14 protein-coding genes are annotated in these 16,001 nt (G+C 72.9%); 5 read left to right on the plus strand and 9 right to left on the minus strand.

Annotated features, from left to right (window positions below; genetic code table 11):
* The first annotated feature begins 3 nt into the window (after positions 1–3).
* The 3 genes from NQO67_RS08755 (at position 4) to NQO67_RS08765 (ending at position 4,225) form a co-directional block, all read left to right on the plus strand.
* Complete coding sequence (locus NQO67_RS08755; protein WP_255949029.1) at positions 4–981, plus strand: ABC transporter ATP-binding protein; 978 nt, start codon at positions 4–6, stop codon at positions 979–981.
* Positions 978–2,624 carry an ABC transporter permease gene (locus NQO67_RS08760; protein WP_255949031.1) on the plus strand — a complete coding sequence of 549 codons (1,647 nt, stop codon included), beginning with the start codon at positions 978–980 and terminating at the stop codon, positions 2,622–2,624. The genes NQO67_RS08755 and NQO67_RS08760 overlap by 4 nt, the downstream gene beginning before the upstream one ends.
* A 347-nt stretch (positions 2,625–2,971) precedes the next feature.
* Complete coding sequence (locus NQO67_RS08765; protein WP_255949033.1) at positions 2,972–4,225, plus strand: LAETG motif-containing sortase-dependent surface protein; 1,254 nt, start codon at positions 2,972–2,974, stop codon at positions 4,223–4,225.
* Positions 4,226–4,348: 123 nt separating this feature from the next.
* Here the strand turns inward: NQO67_RS08765 and NQO67_RS08770 are convergent, their stop codons facing one another.
* From NQO67_RS08770 to NQO67_RS08795, 6 genes are all read right to left on the minus strand, one after another.
* Positions 4,349–5,551 carry a cytochrome P450 gene (locus NQO67_RS08770; RefSeq protein WP_255949035.1) on the minus strand — a complete coding sequence of 401 codons (1,203 nt, stop codon included), beginning with the start codon at positions 5,549–5,551 and terminating at the stop codon, positions 4,349–4,351.
* A 58-nt stretch (positions 5,552–5,609) separates the two neighbouring features.
* Positions 5,610–6,959: an RNA polymerase sigma factor gene (locus NQO67_RS08775; protein ID WP_255949622.1), complete on the minus strand. Its 1,350-nt coding sequence runs from the start codon at positions 6,957–6,959 to the stop codon at positions 5,610–5,612.
* A gap of 133 nt (positions 6,960–7,092) precedes the next feature.
* A complete protein-coding gene (locus NQO67_RS08780; RefSeq protein WP_255949037.1) occupies positions 7,093–7,446 on the minus strand; it encodes a YciI family protein in 354 nt (117 codons plus the stop codon).
* 135 nt (positions 7,447–7,581) lie between these two features.
* Positions 7,582–8,157, minus strand: coding sequence for an SRPBCC family protein (locus NQO67_RS08785; protein ID WP_255949039.1), 576 nt, complete (start codon positions 8,155–8,157; stop codon positions 7,582–7,584).
* 174 nt (positions 8,158–8,331) lie between these two features.
* Positions 8,332–8,997: a response regulator gene (locus tag NQO67_RS08790; protein ID WP_255949041.1), complete on the minus strand. Its 666-nt coding sequence runs from the start codon at positions 8,995–8,997 to the stop codon at positions 8,332–8,334.
* A complete protein-coding gene (locus NQO67_RS08795) occupies positions 8,994–10,415 on the minus strand; it encodes a sensor histidine kinase (RefSeq protein WP_255949623.1) in 1,422 nt (473 codons plus the stop codon). The genes NQO67_RS08790 and NQO67_RS08795 overlap by 4 nt, the downstream gene beginning before the upstream one ends.
* 425 nt (positions 10,416–10,840) lie before the next feature.
* Between NQO67_RS08795 and cpt the strand changes: the two genes are divergently transcribed.
* Both cpt and NQO67_RS08805 read left to right on the plus strand, forming a co-directional pair.
* A complete protein-coding gene (cpt, locus tag NQO67_RS08800; protein WP_255949624.1) occupies positions 10,841–11,362 on the plus strand; it encodes a chloramphenicol phosphotransferase CPT in 522 nt (173 codons plus the stop codon).
* 342 nt (positions 11,363–11,704) lie between these two features.
* Positions 11,705–12,349: a HEAT repeat domain-containing protein gene (locus NQO67_RS08805; protein ID WP_255949043.1), complete on the plus strand. Its 645-nt coding sequence runs from the start codon at positions 11,705–11,707 to the stop codon at positions 12,347–12,349.
* Between the two features lie 36 nt (positions 12,350–12,385).
* Here NQO67_RS08805 and NQO67_RS08810 read toward each other — a convergent pair whose 3' ends face one another.
* The 3 genes from NQO67_RS08810 to NQO67_RS08820 form a co-directional block, all read right to left on the minus strand.
* Positions 12,386–13,288 (minus strand): alpha/beta hydrolase, encoded by a 903-nt coding sequence (locus NQO67_RS08810; RefSeq protein WP_255949045.1) that lies wholly within the window; start codon positions 13,286–13,288, stop codon positions 12,386–12,388.
* Positions 13,289–13,783: 495 nt separating this feature from the next.
* Positions 13,784–15,133 (minus strand): kynureninase, encoded by a 1,350-nt coding sequence (gene kynU / locus NQO67_RS08815; protein ID WP_255949047.1) that lies wholly within the window; start codon positions 15,131–15,133, stop codon positions 13,784–13,786.
* The gene (locus NQO67_RS08820; RefSeq protein WP_255949049.1) at positions 15,126–15,971 is read right to left on the minus strand and encodes a tryptophan 2,3-dioxygenase family protein; all 846 of its coding nucleotides are present in this window, start codon (positions 15,969–15,971) and stop codon (positions 15,126–15,128) included. Before NQO67_RS08820 ends, kynU begins: the two co-directional genes overlap by 8 nt.
* Between the last annotated feature and the right edge of the window lie 30 nt (positions 15,972–16,001).

Genomic DNA, 16,001 nt, shown 5'->3' on the forward strand with positions numbered 1-16,001 from the left:
CCCATGACGAAGGCAATCACCGCCTCGGGGCTACACAAGTCGTTCGGGCGGACACACGCGCTGGACGGTCTCGACCTCGCGGTCGAGACCGGCGAGGTGCACGGCTTCCTCGGGCCGAACGGATCCGGGAAGTCCACCACCATCAGGGTGCTGCTGGGCCTGCTGCGCGCCGACCAGGGCGCCGCCCAGCTGCTCGGCCGGGATCCGTGGCGCGACGCCGTGGAGCTGCACCGCCGGGTCGCCTACGTGCCGGGCGACGTCACCCTGTGGCGCAACCTCAGCGGCGGCGAGGTCATCGACCTCTACGGCCGGCTGCGCGGGGGTCTCGACAAGGCCCGGCGCGCGACGCTGATCGACCGCTTCGAGCTGGATCCGACGAAGAAGGGCCGCACCTACTCCAAGGGCAACCGCCAGAAGGTCGCCCTGGTCGCCGCCTTCGCCTCCGACGTCGACGTGCTGATCCTGGACGAGCCGACGTCGGGGCTCGACCCGCTGATGGAGGAGGCGTTCCAGGTCTGCGTCGAGGAGGAACGCGACCGTGGCCGCACCGTGCTGCTGTCCTCGCACATCCTCAGCGAGGTGGAGACCCTCTGCGACCGGGTCAGCATCATCCGCGGCGGCCGCACCGTGGAGTCCGGTTCGCTGGCCGACCTGCGCCACCTGACCCGTACCAGTGTCACGGCGGAGCTGGCGGGTGAACCGGGGCGGCTCGCCGAACTGCCCGGCGTCCACGACCTCGAGGTGCAGGGCAGGCGGGTCAAGCTCCAGGTCGACACGGACAAGCTCGACGCGGTGCTGCGCTCCCTCACCGAGTCCGGCGTCCGCACGCTGACCTGCACCCCACCCACGTTGGAGGAACTCTTCCTGCGGCACTACCAGGACGACGCAGCCGGTTCGGACGGTGCGCAGGATGCGGACGGCACCGCCGCCGGCACCGCGTCCGGCTCCGGGAGCAGCGCCGAAGGGGCGATGACACGATGACCCTCGTCGCGTGGCCGTCCACGCCGACGGCCGGCACCGGCAGCCCCCGGCACCTGGCCGGCACCGGCGCCCTGCTGCGGCTCGCCCTGCGCCGCGACCGGGTGATGATCCCCGCCTGGGTGCTGATCCTCGGCGGTGTCATCGCCAGCGGCTCCGGCGCGCTGAAGACGTTGTACGACACCACCGCCAAGCGCGTGGACGCCGCGCAGTCGATGACCGCGAACGGTTCGATGCGCTCGATGTACGGCCCGGTGTTCTCCGACTCCCTCGGTGGGCTCACCGCCTGGCGCTACGCCGTCTTCGGTGCGGCGCTCGCGGGCGTGATGAGCCTGCTCATCGTCATCCGGCACACCCGGGACGAGGAGGAGACGGGCCGTCAGGAGATGCTGTCGTCGGCGATGGTGGGGCGCCGCGCCCCGCTGACGTCCGCGCTGCTCACCGCCCTGATCGCCAACGTGGCCATGGCGCTGATCATCGCCGGCGGGCTGTCCGGCGAAGGCGGCGCCGGCGCGCTCGCGCTCGGTCTCGGCATCGGCGCCGCCGGCATGCTCTTCGCCACCATGGCGGCGATCGTCGCCCAGCTCACGGAGAGCGCCCGGCTCGCGCGCGGGCTCACGGTCGCGGTCCTGGGGCTCGCGTTCGTGCTGCGCTCCGCGGGGGACGCCGGCACGGATGACGGTTCCTCGGTGCTGACGTGGCTGTCGCCGATCGGCTGGGCCGAGAACATGCGCGCCTTCTCGGCGGACGGGCAGGTCGTCGCCGGGGCCGGGGAACGCTGGTGGCCGCTGCTGCTGTTCGTCGCCGCCGTGGCGGTGCAGGGCGCCATCGCCTACACCCTCGCCGGGCGCCGGGACGTGGGCATGAGCTTCCTGCCGACCCGGCCGGGCCCCGCGGACGGCAGGCTGGCGAGCGCGGGCGGCCTCGCCTGGCGGTTGCAGCGCGGCACCCTGCTGGGCTGGTCCATCGGCTTCCTGGTCAGCGGTGTGATCTTCGGCGGGATGACCAAGGGCGCCGCCGACCTGGTCGGCGACAACGAGCAGGCCAAGGAGATCTTCCAGCGGATGGGCGGGCAGAGCGGGCTCAACAACGCGTTCCTCTCCGCGCTGCTCGGCATGCTCGGCATGGTCGCCGCACTGTATGCGGTGGCGTCGGTGCTCCGGCTGTACGGCGAGGAGACCTCGGGCCGCGCCGAACCGGTGCTCGCCGGCCCGGTCGGCCGGCTGCGGTGGGCGGCCGGCCATCTCGTGATCGCCTACGCCGGCGCCGCGTTGCTCATGCTGCTCGGTGCGCTCGGCATGGCCCTCGGGTACGGCAGGCAACTGCCCGACCTGCTCGGCGCCGGCCTCGTGCAGCTGCCCGCCGTGTGGATCCTGGCGGGCGTGACCCTGCTGCTCTACGCGGTGTCGCCGAAGCTGGCCGCGGGCGGCTGGGCGGCCGCCGGGATCTGTCTGGCGATCGGCTGGATCGGCCCCGCGCTCAACCTCCCCCAGTGGGCCATGGACCTCTCCCCCTTCACCCACCTCCCCAAGCTTCCGGGCCCCCCGATGCGGTGGACCCCGGTGGTGACGGAGACGTTGCTGGCGGCGGCCCTGCTCGGCGGTTCGCTGGGGGCGCTACGGCGACGGGACCTGTCGTCCACGTAGGCGGAGGTCGCGTAGGCGGAAGCTGCCGTGCAGGTGGCGGGACTTGGTTGGGGCGCGTCCGGCAGGGCGCGCCCCTTCCTGCGCCCCTGCTTCTCCGACGTCCCTGCTTCTCCTACGTCCCTGCTTCTCCTACGTCCCTGCTCCCGCTTCGCGTGCGCCCACAATCCCCCCCAGGTCCCATGGCTTCACCGCAGTTACAGCAGTTACAGCAGTTACAGCAGTAAGACGCAACAACATGGCGCACGCATACAACCGTTCGGTGCCGACGACCGTCTTGCCCTACGTACGAGTCCTTTCACGTCCCGGACTCCCCACGTTCTCCCGGCGTCTCACAGAGGTTTCCTTCCATGCCGACTTCCCCCCACGCCCGTCGCACCACCCGCACCGCCCTCGGTGTCCTGAGCTGCGCCGCCCTGGTCGCGTTGGGAGCGGCGCCCGCGGCCGTCGCCGACTCGGCCGAGCCCCACCTGGTCATGGGGGACATCGCCCCGATCAGCGGGGTGAAGCCGGGTGGCAACGTCGATGTGCCGGTCACGGTGACGAACCAGGGCTCAGCGGCCGCCGAGAAGGTCTGGATCGCCTACTCCGTCACCCATGGGCTCGACTACGCGGACGTGCCGTCCAACTGCGTGTCGCAGCACGTCACCGACTACGACGAGATGACGGCCAAGTCGCTCGTCACCTGCGAGTTCGACCAGGCGGTGGCGCCCGGCGCCAGCTACGCGCCCGAGAAGCTGCTGCCGATCAAGGCGACGGACCACGCGCTCAACGACGAGATGCGCGTGAGCGTCTGGTCCACGGAGCCGTCGGTGGACGAGAACGCCTCCTCGCCGGTGCCCGGGACCGCTCCCGCGGTGGGGCTGGTCGAGAAGCAGGCCGGCGGCGGCACCGAAGAGGGCATCGACGTGCCGGTCAGCACCGTCAACACGGCCGACATCAAGGTGACCGGAGCCGACCTGAAGGGCAGCGTCGGGGACACGGTGCCCCTGAAGGTGACGTTCAAGAACGACGGCCCCGCCTGGGTGCTGGGCAAGATGGACGAGCCGCCCTTCCGCGTCCTGATCACGCCCCCCGCCGGCACGTCGATCGTCAACAACGAGTACTGCCAGGTCAAGGGCGCCACGTACTCCTGCGGCACCGCCCAGCGGTGGGTCGACGAGGGCGAGGTGGGGACCTACAGCTTCAAGCTGAAGATCAACAAGGCGGTCGCCGGCGCCAAGGGCTCGGTGGCACTCAGCTCCGATCCCCGGTCGTACGACCCGAACAAGGCCAACGACAAGGCCGACATCACGCTGACCGTGGCGGGCAGCGGCTCCAGCGGTAGCTCAGGCGGTTCGACGGGCGGTTCGGGCGGCTCGGGCGGGTCCGCCGGCGGCTCGGGCGGTGCCGACACCGGCGGTTCCACCAGTGGTTCCGGTGCTACCGGCGGCTCCGGCTCGTCCTCGACCGGCGGTAGCGGTGCGACCTCCGGCGGCGACCTGGCCCACACCGGTTCCTCCAACCTGACCCTGCCCCTCGCGGGTGCGGCGGTCGTCGCGGTGGGCGTGGGCACGGGCGCCGTCCTCATGGTGCGCCGGCGCCGGGCCCAGAGCAGGGCCTGACGGCCGACGGACGTCCCGCGGGCCGCGGTGGCCGGCACTGCCACCGCGGTCATCGCGGCGCGGCGGCCGCCGCGGCCATCGCGGACTGCCCGAGGGTCGCCCTCAGACCTCCACCAGCAGTTCTCAGACCTTCACCAGGAGCTCGGAGAGTCCCCGGATCACCGAGCCCGGCTTGCGCCGTGGCTCCGCGGCGAGCCGTAGCCCGGGCGCCCGGCGCAGCAACGCCCCGAAGGACGCGACCAGTTCCATGCGGGCCAGCGGGGCGCCCAGGCAGTAGTGGATGCCGGCGCCGAAGCTGATGTGCGGGTTGTCGGTGCGGGCCAGGTCCAGCCGGTCGGGTGCCGCGAAGACGGCCTCGTCGCGGTTGGCGGAGCCGAACAGGCAGGCCACCTCGCTGCCGCGCGGGATCCGGACGCCCGCCACCTCGATGTCCTCCAGCACCCAGCGCTCGAAGAGCTGCAACGGTGTGTCGTAGCGCATCAGCTCATCCACAGCTGTGGACAACATCGACGGATCGGACCGCAGCGCCGCCAGCTGCTCGGGGTGCCGGAACAGCGTCCACCAACCACCCGACGTGGTGTGCACGGTGGCCTCGTGGCCGGCGTTCAGCAGCAGCGCGCAGGTCGAGATCATCTCCTGCTCGGTCAGCCGGTCCTCCTCGTCGTGCGCCGCGATCAGCGCGGAGACGAGGTCGTCGCCGGGCCGGTTGCGCCGCTCGGCGATCAGCGCGGCGAGATAGCCGGAGAACTCGACCGAGGCACGCACCGCACGCTCGGCCGCCGCCTCCGTCGGATTCAGCTCGTACATGCCGACGATCGCGGCCGACCAGGGCCGCAGCAGCGGGCGGTCGGCGTCCGGAATGCCGAGCATCTCAGCGATCACACCGACCGGCAGCGGCTCGGCGAGCCCGGCGACCAGGTCCCCGCCGCCCTCCGCGAGCAGCGCGCCCACCAGCTCCTCGGCCAGCTCTTCGACATACGGCCGCAGCCGCTCCACGGTGCGCGGTGTGAACGCCTTCGACACCAGGTGCCGGATCCGGGTGTGCGCGGGCGGCTCCAGGTCGAGCAGGCCGTGGTCGTTGAGGGTGTGGAACGGCTCCTGCTCGGGGGGCGGCGGTGTGCGCCCGAACTCCGCGTCGCTGAACCGGTGCCGGTAGGCACGCCCCAGCCGGCGGTCCCGCAGCAGCGCGGAGACGTCCGCGTGGTGCGGGATCAGATACTGGTTCGACGCCTCGAAATAGTGCACACGCCCCGCCGCACGCAGCTCGGCGTACGCCGGATAGGGATCGGCCTGGAACTCCGGGGACCACGGGTCGAAGGCAGCCATGCGGGGACGGTAGCGGAGCAGCGGCCGGCGAGTCTGCCCCCGCGGTGCGGGGAGGTTCTCACGGTTCTGTGCTGCGACGGTTCATCTCCCCCAACCGCCCCTTCAGGTACCGCCGTTCCGGTTCGGTGGCGCCCAGGGACAGGGCCTCGCGGTAGGCGGTGGCGGCCTCGGCATGGCGGCCCAGGCGGCGCAGCAGGTCGGCGCGGGTGGCCGGGAGTTGGCGGTAACCGGTCAGGGCGCCGGTGGCGGCGAGCGCATCGACCAGCGCGAGGCCGGCTTCGGGGCCCTTGGCCATGGCGACGGCGACGGCCCGGTTGAGTTCCACGACGGGGCTCGGGGTGACCTTGGCGAGTTCGGCGTAGAGCAGGGCGATCTGCGGCCAGTCCGTGGCGGCCGGCTCGGGCGCGGTCACATGGCAGGCGGCGATGGCGGCCTGGATCTGGTACGGGCCCGGGCGGCGCCGGTGCAGGGCGCGGTCCAGCACGGCGAGACCCTCCCCGATGCGGTCCCGGTCCCAGCGCGAACGGTCCTGCTGCTCCAGCGGCACCAGGGCACCGTCGGAGTCGGTACGGGCGGCGCGACGGGCGTGGTGCAGCAGCATCAGCGCCAGCAGCCCCTCGGCCTCCGCCATGGGGCACGGCGGCGACGCGGACCCGTCGGACGCGTCCTGCGCGGCGGGCCGGGCGGTGGCGGGTTCGGCGATGACCGGGAGCAGGCCGACGACCAGCCGGGCCAGCCGGATGGCCTCCTCGGCCGGCTCACGCCGGACGAGGTCCGTGCCGTGCGTCGCCGCGTAGCCCTCGTTGAAGATCAAATAGAGCACGGTGAGCACGCCCTTGGTGCGTTCCGGCAGGCGGTGCGGGGGCGGTACGCGGAACGGGATGCCGGCGTTCCGGATCTTGTTCTTGGCGCGCACCAGGCGCTGCGCCATGGTCGCCTCCGGAACCAGGAACGCGCGCGCGATCTCGGCCGTGCTCAGTCCGGCGAGGCTGCGCAGGGTCAGCGCCACCTGGGCGTGCAGGGGCAGCGCGGGGTGGCAGCAGGTGAAGATCAGCTCGAGGCGCTCGTCGAGGACGACGCCGTCGGCGGACGCCTCCGCGCTGCTCCCCACGTCCGCGCCGCTCCCCGTGCCCGCACCGCCCCCGGTGTCCGCGGTGCGCAGCTCGTCGGCCACCTCGCGGAGCTTGCGCGCCTCGGTCGCGGTGCGCCGCAGCCGGTCCAGGGCGACGTTGCGCGCGGTCGTGGTGAGCCAGGCGCCGGGGTTGTGCGGCACGCCCTCACGCGGCCAGCGTTCCAGGGCCTTGGCGAAGGCGTCCTGGGCGCACTCCTCGGCGAGGTCCCAGTCACCGGCGAACCGGATGAGGGTGGCCACGATCCGCCCCCATTCGGCGGCGTAGACGTCGGCGATCGCGGCCGCGACGGGCCCGGCGCCGGACGTGTCGCCGCCGGCCCCCTGGTCCGTGCCCGCCGCCACGGTCTCCCTCACTCCTGTCCGTCCATCCTCACGCGCCGCCCGCCGCCACGCCCTGTCCCGTGTGCCGTCACGCCCTGTCCGACCCCGCGAACTCGAGCGGCCAGAACGGCCTGACCTCGATCATCCCGAACCGGGCCATCGGGTGCTTGGCCGCGACCTCCACGGCTTCGTCCAGATCGGTGCACTCGATCACGTCGAAGCCGGCCATCTGCTCCTTCGTCTCGGCGAACGGCCCATCGGTGACGAGCAGCTCGCCGTCGCGCACCCGTACGGTCGTGGCGTCCGACGCGGGTCGCACACGGTCACCGAACTTTCGCACGCCACGGGCCTCCATCTCGTCCACCCACGGGCGCGGGTCGCACCCGTCCTCGATCGGCTCGCCCTCGTCGCAGATCAGCAGCAGGTACTTCATGGTGTCCATCCTCGTCGTCGGTGGTTCGTCAGTGGTGCGTCGGTGCTTCGGTGCTTCGTCAGCGGTTCGTCGGTGGGTGGTGGCGTGCGGCCCCGCCGGTGCCGGGCCCTCCGCGGGGCCCGGTGCCGGTGGGTGCGTCGCGCGTCAGGCAGCCGCTGCCGCCGCCATCGCGGTCAGCGTGGCCGTCATGTTGGCACGCAGCACGTCGAGCCGCTCCCGGAGCGCCGCCGGGTCGCCCTGTGCCGCCTTCCGGGCGCCGCTGTCGCCCGAGCCGTGCGTGAAACAGTGCCGCGCCAGGGTCGTGCCGGGCTCGGCGCCCGGCAGCAGTTCGTACCGCCAGGCCGACGACGGCGCCTTCGGGTCGTCCTGGGGGTCGAGCACCACCCAGGCGTAGGTGTGCGGCCGCTCGGCCTCGGTGACCAGGCACGACACCGGGACGCTGTGGCCGCCCGGGAACTCGTTGCGGGCCTGGAAGCGCGCCCCGGCCCGCGGTCCCGGCGCCGCCGCGTCCAGCCAGCCGGCCGCCTTGCACTCCGGGCTGAACTCCCCGATGCGCGAGACGTCGGTGATCACGTCCCAGAGTCGCTCGGGAGCGACGGGGAACGTCAGCTCCACCTCCACCCGTGCCCCGGTCACGGCGTCGGCGTCGGTGTCGGTGGCGGTGCCAGTGGCGGTGTCGGTTTCGGTTTCGGTGGTGATGAGGTCGTCCTGCACGGTCATGGTGTCTCAAGCCTTCCGTCCGCCGGGGCCGGGCCGTTCCCTTCGACCCCGTACGCCCCTACGACGGACGGGCCCGGACCGTATCGACACCCGCGCCGAAATTCCTGCCAGAAATTTTTCCGGCACCGCGTCGGGACACCGCAGGACACCCCGCACAGGCCTCGTTTGCGCTGGTCAGCCCGGGATCACCAGACGGGCCTCGTACGCGAAGACCGCTGCCTGGGTGCGGTCGCGCAGGCCCAGCTTGACGAGGATGCGGCTGACGTGGGTCTTGATCGTGGACTCGGCGACCACCAGGTGCTGGGCGATCTCCCCGTTGGACAGGCCCTGCGCGATCAGCACCAGGACCTCCGTCTCCCGGTCCGTCAGCTCCCCGTACCCGCCCTGCCCGAGCGCCGGCATCCGGGGTTCCTGTGCGAGCTTGGAGAACTCGTTGATCAGTCGTCGTGTCACGCTCGGCGCGAGCAGCGCCTCCCCGGACGCCACCACCCGCACCCCGTCGGCCAGCTGCCGTGCGGAGGCGTCCTTGAGGAGGAAGCCGGAGGCGCCCGCGCGCAGCGCCTCGTAGACGTACTCGTCGAGGTCGAAGGTGGTCAGGACGAGGACCTTGGCGTCGGCGTCCGCGGCGACGATCTCGCGGGTGGCCTCGATGCCGTTCAGCTCCGGCATCCGGATGTCCATGAGCACCACGTCGGGGGCCAGCTCGCGGACCCGTGCGACGGCTTCGCGGCCGTTGACCGCCTCGCCGACCACCTCGATGTCCGGCATCGCGTTCAGCAGCACCGAGAAGCCCTCGCGCACCATCATCTGGTCGTCGGCGATGAGCACGCGGATCGTCACGACGGGTCCCCCTTCGCGTGCGGCTCGGGGCGACCCACGGGCGAGTCCGGTTGGTTCGGCTGGTTCCGGTGGCTCGGCTGAGTCCGTTGGGTCGGCTGGTTCGGCTGGGTGGGGGAGGGGGAGGCGGTCGGGGGTATCGCCACCGGCAGGAACGCGGTGACCTCGTACCCGCCGTCCTCGGCCGGTCCCGCGACCATCTCGCCGCCCAGCATCGTCACCCGTTCCCGCATGCCGGTGACGCCGTGCCCGGCGCCGGGTGACGGCCTGGCGGGCTCGGTGGACGGGCCGTTCACGACGCGCAGACCGAGGCCGCCGAGCACGTGGCTCACCTCCACGCGCGCCGTCGCGCCGGGGGCGTGCCGCAGGACGTTGCTGAGCGCCTCCTGGACGATGCGGTACGCCGACAGCTCCACGCCCTGCGGCAGCTCGCGCACCGCGCCGGTCACCGTCTTCGTCACGTCCAGCCCCGCCTCGCGCACGTTCGCGAGCAGTGCGTCGAGATCGGCGAGGGTGGGCTGCGGGGCGTCCGGGGCCTGGTAGTCCTCGGCGCGCACCACCCCGAGCAGGCGACGCAGCTCCGCGAGCGCGGCCACGGCGTTCTCCCGGATGGTGGCGAAGGCCTGGGCGAGTTCCGGCGGCGGGTCCGCCACCCGGTACGGCGCGGCCTCCGCCTGGATGGCGACCACCGACATGTGGTGGGCCACCACGTCGTGCAGCTCGCGCGCGATGGTGGTGCGTTCCTCCAGGAGGGTGCGCCGGGAGCGTTCGGCGGCGCTGACATGGCGTTCCGCGGTGACCTCCTGCTGCGCGGCACGCCGGATGTGCCGCACGGAGACGGACAGCAGCAGCACGGCGGAGGTGACCAGCATCGGCGCGATGTCCGAGGCGCCGTCCCCGCTCAACAGGAGCGAGACGAGGAACCCGAAGACGGCGGTGAGCCCCCACATCCAGGCGGCGGCACGCGGTCCGGTGCGCAACGCCACCACGGTCAGCACGATCAGATGGCTTGCGAAGCAGCTTTCCGTCCAGGGCAGGTCAGGGAAGTAGCTCCAGTACGCGGCTATCACAGCGCCCGCCGCGTCGATCGCCAAGGAGAGCCAGAAGGCGGCGATCGGGCGGATCAGGGTGAGCAGGACGACGCCCGTGGGGAGCAGCCCGAACAGCGGGCCGGCATCCGAACCGTACGGCTCCGGCTCGTCGATCCCCACGATCGAGAACACCAGCAGCGCAAGGCCCACCACGACCGCGTGCGGCGTCCACGCCAGGCGGCCGCGCAGCCGCCGTGGCATCCGTCGGATGACCGGTCCGTCGGCGCCCGCACGCGGCAGCGGCCGGTAGGCGGCGGCGTTCCACACCAGCTCCTCGCGCAGTCCCCGCAGGGCGTTCGCGAAGAACCGGTACTCGGGCGTCCCGGACAGCCCCGTGGTCTCCGTCTCCCCGGCTCTCCCGGACCGCCTGTCCTTGTGGTAGCCGAAGTTCGGGCTGGCGCCAGTGCTGGGGCTGGCGCCGGGGCTGGGGCTGGGGCTGGGGCTGACTACGGTGTCCGGCCCGGAGGGTGACCCGGACGGGGCGGACGGACCGGGCTTCGCCGCCCCGGGGGCGGCAACCGGCTTCGTGAACTGCGGCGGGTTCGCCGGTGGCGGCGAACCGGGCGGCTGCGGGGAGGGATTCTCGGTCACGTACAGCACGGTAGGCTCCCCCGCCCGGCGCGGTCGTCCCCTGCCAGGAGGGTTGCCGGGGGTCCGTCTCAGGTACTACACGGCCCAGGATGACGACCGGCCGTGCCGAAATGCCGTCGTGCCCCGGCGGCGAGGCGCCCTACTGTGGCCCGGTGACGACGCAGATGATCATTCTCAACGGTGGTTCGAGCGCGGGAAAGTCCGGGATCGTGCGGTGCTTGCAGGCCGTGCTGCCGGACCCGTGGCTCGCCTTCGGAGTCGACTCGTTCGTCGACGCGCTGCCCGCGAAGCTGCGGGGGGCGAGTGGGGGGATCGAGTTCGGGGCGAACGGTGAGGTGAACGTGGGGGCGGACTTCCGTGCCCTCGACACGGCCTGGGTGGACGGCGTCGTCCACATGGCCCGCGCGGGTGCCAGGGTCATCATCGACGACGTCTTCCTCGGCGGACCGGGGTCCCAGCAGCGTTGGCAGATGGCCGCGGACGGACTGGACGTGCTGTGGGTCGGCGTCCGGTGCGAGGGCACGGTCGCCGCGGGCCGCGAGGTCGCCCGGGGAGACCGGGTGCCGGGGATGGCAGCGTCGCAGGCGGACGTGGTGCACGAGGGGGTCCACTACGACGTGGAGGTGGACACGACGCGCACCGAGGCCCTCGTGTGTGCGCGCACCATCGCCGCCCATGTCACCTGAGCCCTGAGAGTCACCTGGGACCTGAGGTTCACCTGGGGCCTGAGGGCCGCCGCCCCGGGCCCTAGCATCAACCCGGCAGACAACGGCAGTTGCGCGAGGCTACGGAAGGGCATGACGTTGCCGCAGGGGGATGGCGTCACCGAAGAGGACGGCGGGACCGCAGACGGTGGCGTGAGTGCCGGGGACCCGAGCGACGCGGCGATGGATACGGATACTGACCCGGGGATGGATACGGATACGGATACTGACCCGGCTGCGGGTGCGGGTGAGGCACAGACCCCCCATCCCAGTGGTTACCGCACGCGCCACTTCATCTTCCGGACCCGCAGGGCCGGGACGCGGATGGCCGCGGTGTCGCGGCTGCACGGCTGGCGGTACCTCGGGGAGCGGCCCGCGGGGGCCGGCAAGCCGCGCATCCTGATGTTCGAGGTGATGCCGGGCCTGACCGTCTGGTACTTCGAGAACCCCGACGCCGACGTGTGCGGTGCGGCGGTCAACAGCACCCGGTGCGCGGCGGAGACCAGCACGCCCGCGCGCCTGGTCCAGGGCCTGCTGGTGCCCTGGACCCTGCCGGAGCTGCTCACCGAGATCGAACGTGCCGCCGACACCCCGAGCCGGTGCCAGGCCCTGCGCCGTGCCGGTATGGGCGCGCCGCGCCCGGTCGACGAGACGTTCCGCACGGCGCTCACGAACGCGGCCGCCGATCCCGATCCGGAGGTGCGCACCGCGGCGATCCTGGCCATGACGTACACGGAGTGGCCGCCCTTCGCCCCGTTCCTGCGCAGCCTCGCCGACGACGACCCGAAGCGCCAGGTCCGCAGGTTCGCCAAGCGGGCCGCGGAGCTGCTGGAGCAGATCGACCCGAGCGTCCGCCCGCAGCCGGCGCCCAGCGACGACATCCTCCCCGCGGACAGCGCCCCCGAGTTGTACAAGGTCGCCGAGCACGAGCTCGACAAGGTGATCGCGCAGTACACCGGCGCCCGGTGAGCGCCGGCGGCACCCGCCGTCCCCTCCCGGTCCCCGTCACCAGGCCAGCTGGGCTATCTCCTCTGCCACCACGGCGCACGCGTCCGCCGCCGGGTCGATCAGCGGGAAGTGGCCGACGTCCTCGAGGAGGGTGAGGCCCGCCACCTCGCCCGCCTGGGCGGCGGCCGCCGCGAAGGACTCGGCGATCTGCGGCGGTACGACGTCGTCGGCGCGGCCCTGCACGAGGGCGGTGGCGATGCCGGTCGGCAGCAGGACGGCGGGGTCCACGCAGGGGCGGCGTTCCTTGGCGTCCTCGGGATCGCCGAGCAGCTGGGCCACCGCGTTCCCGCACACGCCCATGTCCTCGGCCAGTGCCAGATCGGCGAGGGGCGCGAGCGCGACCACGCCGCGCAGCTCGGCCGGGGCCCCGGTGCGCCACGGGCTGTCCGCGGGCAGTACGTGCCGGGCGGCGGCCCACAGCGCGAGCTGTCCGCCGGCGGAGTGCCCGACGAGCACGGTGCGCCGCGTATCGGCACCCGGCAGCGCCTCACGCGCCAGGGCGGGGAGCGCGTCCAACGCGGCGGCGACGTCGTCGAAGGTGTCCGGCCAACGGCCCGCGACCGCCCCCGCCGCGTCGTCCGTCGCGGCGCCCCGCCGGTACTCCACGTTGGCCACGGCGAAGCCGCGGTGGGCCAGGTACGCCGCGAACGGTGACACGTGCTGCCGGTCATAACGCGCCCGCCAGGCGCCGCCGTGCAACAACACCACCAACGGTGCCGGGCCACCGGGCACCGCCGCGTCCTCTCTCGGCGCGTACCAGTCGATCACCTGGTCGGGGTGGTCCCCGTACGACGCGGTGGCGTCCGGCGGCACGACCGGGTGCGAGAAGGCCGACGCTTCCTCAGCAGCACTACGGGAGGTGCCCTCGGGGGCACCGGGGTCGGGGGCGTCGTCCGGCATGTCTCACGCTCTCAGCGGTGTCGATGGGCGAACTGCGGCGGGAACACGGTCGGTTCACGGGGTTCGGCGTCAGCGGGACGGTATCAGGGGCCCGTCACCCGGGGGCTGCGGTGTCCCACCACCGGCCCGGTGGCCCGGCCACGACAGAAACAGCCCCCTTGGGCCGGTGACGACCCGACGGTCTCGTCCGGGCTGGTCGCGCCCACGCGGCGAAGCCGCAAATGAACACAGCCCCGCGCCCCTTGGAAGTGGGCACTGCGTGCCCAACACGGCGCCCCAAGGGGGGCGCAACGCGCCCCACCCAAGGGGCGCGGGGAACTGCGCCAGCAACCCCCACCACCGGCCGGCGGTCCGAACACGACCGCAGCACCCCCTCCCGGACGGGATCGACCCGAAGGGCCGCACGAAACCCGACCCGAAGGGTCACCCCAAGGCCACCCCGGCGGAGCCACCCCGCTGGTAAGCGCCCTGGTGGGGCGCCCAGCCGCCCCGGCCTCATGCCGCCAGTTCCTCAGCAAGCACCCCCGCCGCCCGCTCCGTGTCCCGGAAACCCAGGTACAACGGCGTGAACCCGAAGCGGAGGACGTCCGGCTCCCGGAAGTCGCCGACCACGCCACGGGCGATGAGGCGGTCCATGACCTCGCCGGCGTCCGGGCAGCGCAGTGCGACCTGGCTGCCGCGGTGCGCGTGCGCCGTCGGCGTCACCACCTCCACCCGGCCGCGCGGCACGTACGCCGCCACGCACTCCAGGAAGAAGTCCGTCAACGCCAGCGACTTGGCCCTGACCTGCTCGACCGTCACCCCGTCCCACACGTCGAGGGCGGCGTCCAGGGCCAGCATCGACAGGATGTCGGGGGTGCCGACCCGGCCCCGTACGGCACCCTCGGCCGGCACGTAGTCGCTGCGCATGCCGAACGGCGCCTCGTGCGAGTTCCAGCCGGGCAGCGGGGAGTCGAAGCGCGGCTGGAGGTCACGGCGCACGTACAGGAACGCGGGTGCGCCGGGGCCACCGTTCAGGAACTTGTAGGTGCAGCCCACCGCCAGGTCCACGTCGTGCGCGTCGAGCCCCACCGGCAGCGCCCCGGCACTGTGGCACAGGTCCCACACCACGTACGCGCCCGCCTGGTGCACGGCGGCGGTCAGCCGGGGGAGGTCGTACTGGCGGCCCGAGCGGTAGTCGACGTGGTTGACGAGGGCCACGGCGGTGCGCGGGCCGGCCGCGTCCGGGACCTCGTCGGGCTGCACCGGGCGCAGGGTGCGGCCCGTCATGCGGGCCACCGAGCCGGCGATGTAGCCGTCCGTGGGGAAGGTGGTGGCGTCGACGAGGATCTCGTCGCGCACCGGGCCGGTGTCCTCGTCGGACATCCGGATGGCCGCCACCAGCGCCTTGAAGATGTTGACGCTGGTGGAGTCGCCCACCACGATCTGCCCCGGGCCGGCGCCGACCAGGGGCGCGATCCGGTCACCGATCCGTTCCGGCGCACGCCACCAGCCGCTGCGTTCCCAGGACTGGATCCGCAGCGCGCCCCACTCTCGGCGCACCACGTCGTCGATCCGTTCCGGCACCGCACGCGGCAGCAGCCCGAGGGAGTTGCCGTCCAGGTACACGCCAACGTCCGGTGCCGCCCCGGCCGCCACCGGATCCACCGGGTCCACCACGAAGCGCTTCCGCACGTCCGCCAGCCGGTCCGCGGCGTCCAGTTCCGCCGCCTTGGCGCGCAGCGCCGCCGCGGCCTCGCCGGCCGCACGACCGCCCGCCGTCCCGCTCGGAATCACGCCCGCCTCACCCTTCTCAGCCGCCGCACCCATCTCACGCGTCTTACCCTGCTCGGCCCGCTCAGACATGGCCACGCGCCGTCCACAGTTCGGGGAAGACGGTCTTGGTGGCGCGCTTCTCCAGCCAGGCGACGCCCGCCGAGCCACCGGTGCCGGTCCTGGTCCCCATGGCCCGCCGGGTGGCGGACAGGTGGTCGTTGCGCCACCGCCACACCAGCTCGGCGACGTCGGTCAGGGCCTCACCCAGGCGGACCAGTTCGTCGTCCTGCGGGCCGGCGTAGATCCGCGTCCAGACGGCCTCCACCTCGGGGCACGGCTCGTACTTCGCGGACACGTCACGCTCCAGCACGTCCGCCGGGATCGGGTGGCCGCGGCGCGCCAGCAACCGCAGCACCTCGTCGTACAGGCCCGGCTCGTGCAGCGCCTTGTCCAGCTCCCCGTGGACGCGCGGTGCGCCGCGGTGCGGGACCAGCGTGGACGAGGACTTCTCGCCGAGCAGGAACTCGAGCCGCCGGTACATCGCCGACTGGAACCCCGAGCCCTCGCCCAGCGCCGAGCGGTAGGAGTTGAACTGGACGGGGGTCAGGCCGGCGAGCGGGCGCCAGGACGCGTTCAGCGCCTCCAGCTCCCGTACGCTCCGCTTGAGCGCCGCCATCGCGACCGGCAGGTCGTCGCGGCGCAACGCGCCCGCCGCCGTCTCCCACTCGTGGACGATCACGGTGAACCACAGCTCCATCACCTGGGTGGTGACGAGGAAGACCATTTCCCCGGGATCGTCGGAGAGGGGGTGCTGCAAATGGGTGAGGACGTCCGCCTTCACGTAGTCCTCGTAGGGGGTCGTGCCGGCGAAGTCGAGTTTCGGAGCCGTCTCGTCAGGCTGTGCGCCGTGCGGCACCTCGTGGGACATCGCTGTCCTCCTGGTACTTCTTCGGGTAGC

Source organism: Streptomyces odontomachi, from assembly GCF_024435355.1.
Classification (GTDB): domain Bacteria; phylum Actinomycetota; class Actinomycetes; order Streptomycetales; family Streptomycetaceae; genus Streptomyces; species Streptomyces odontomachi.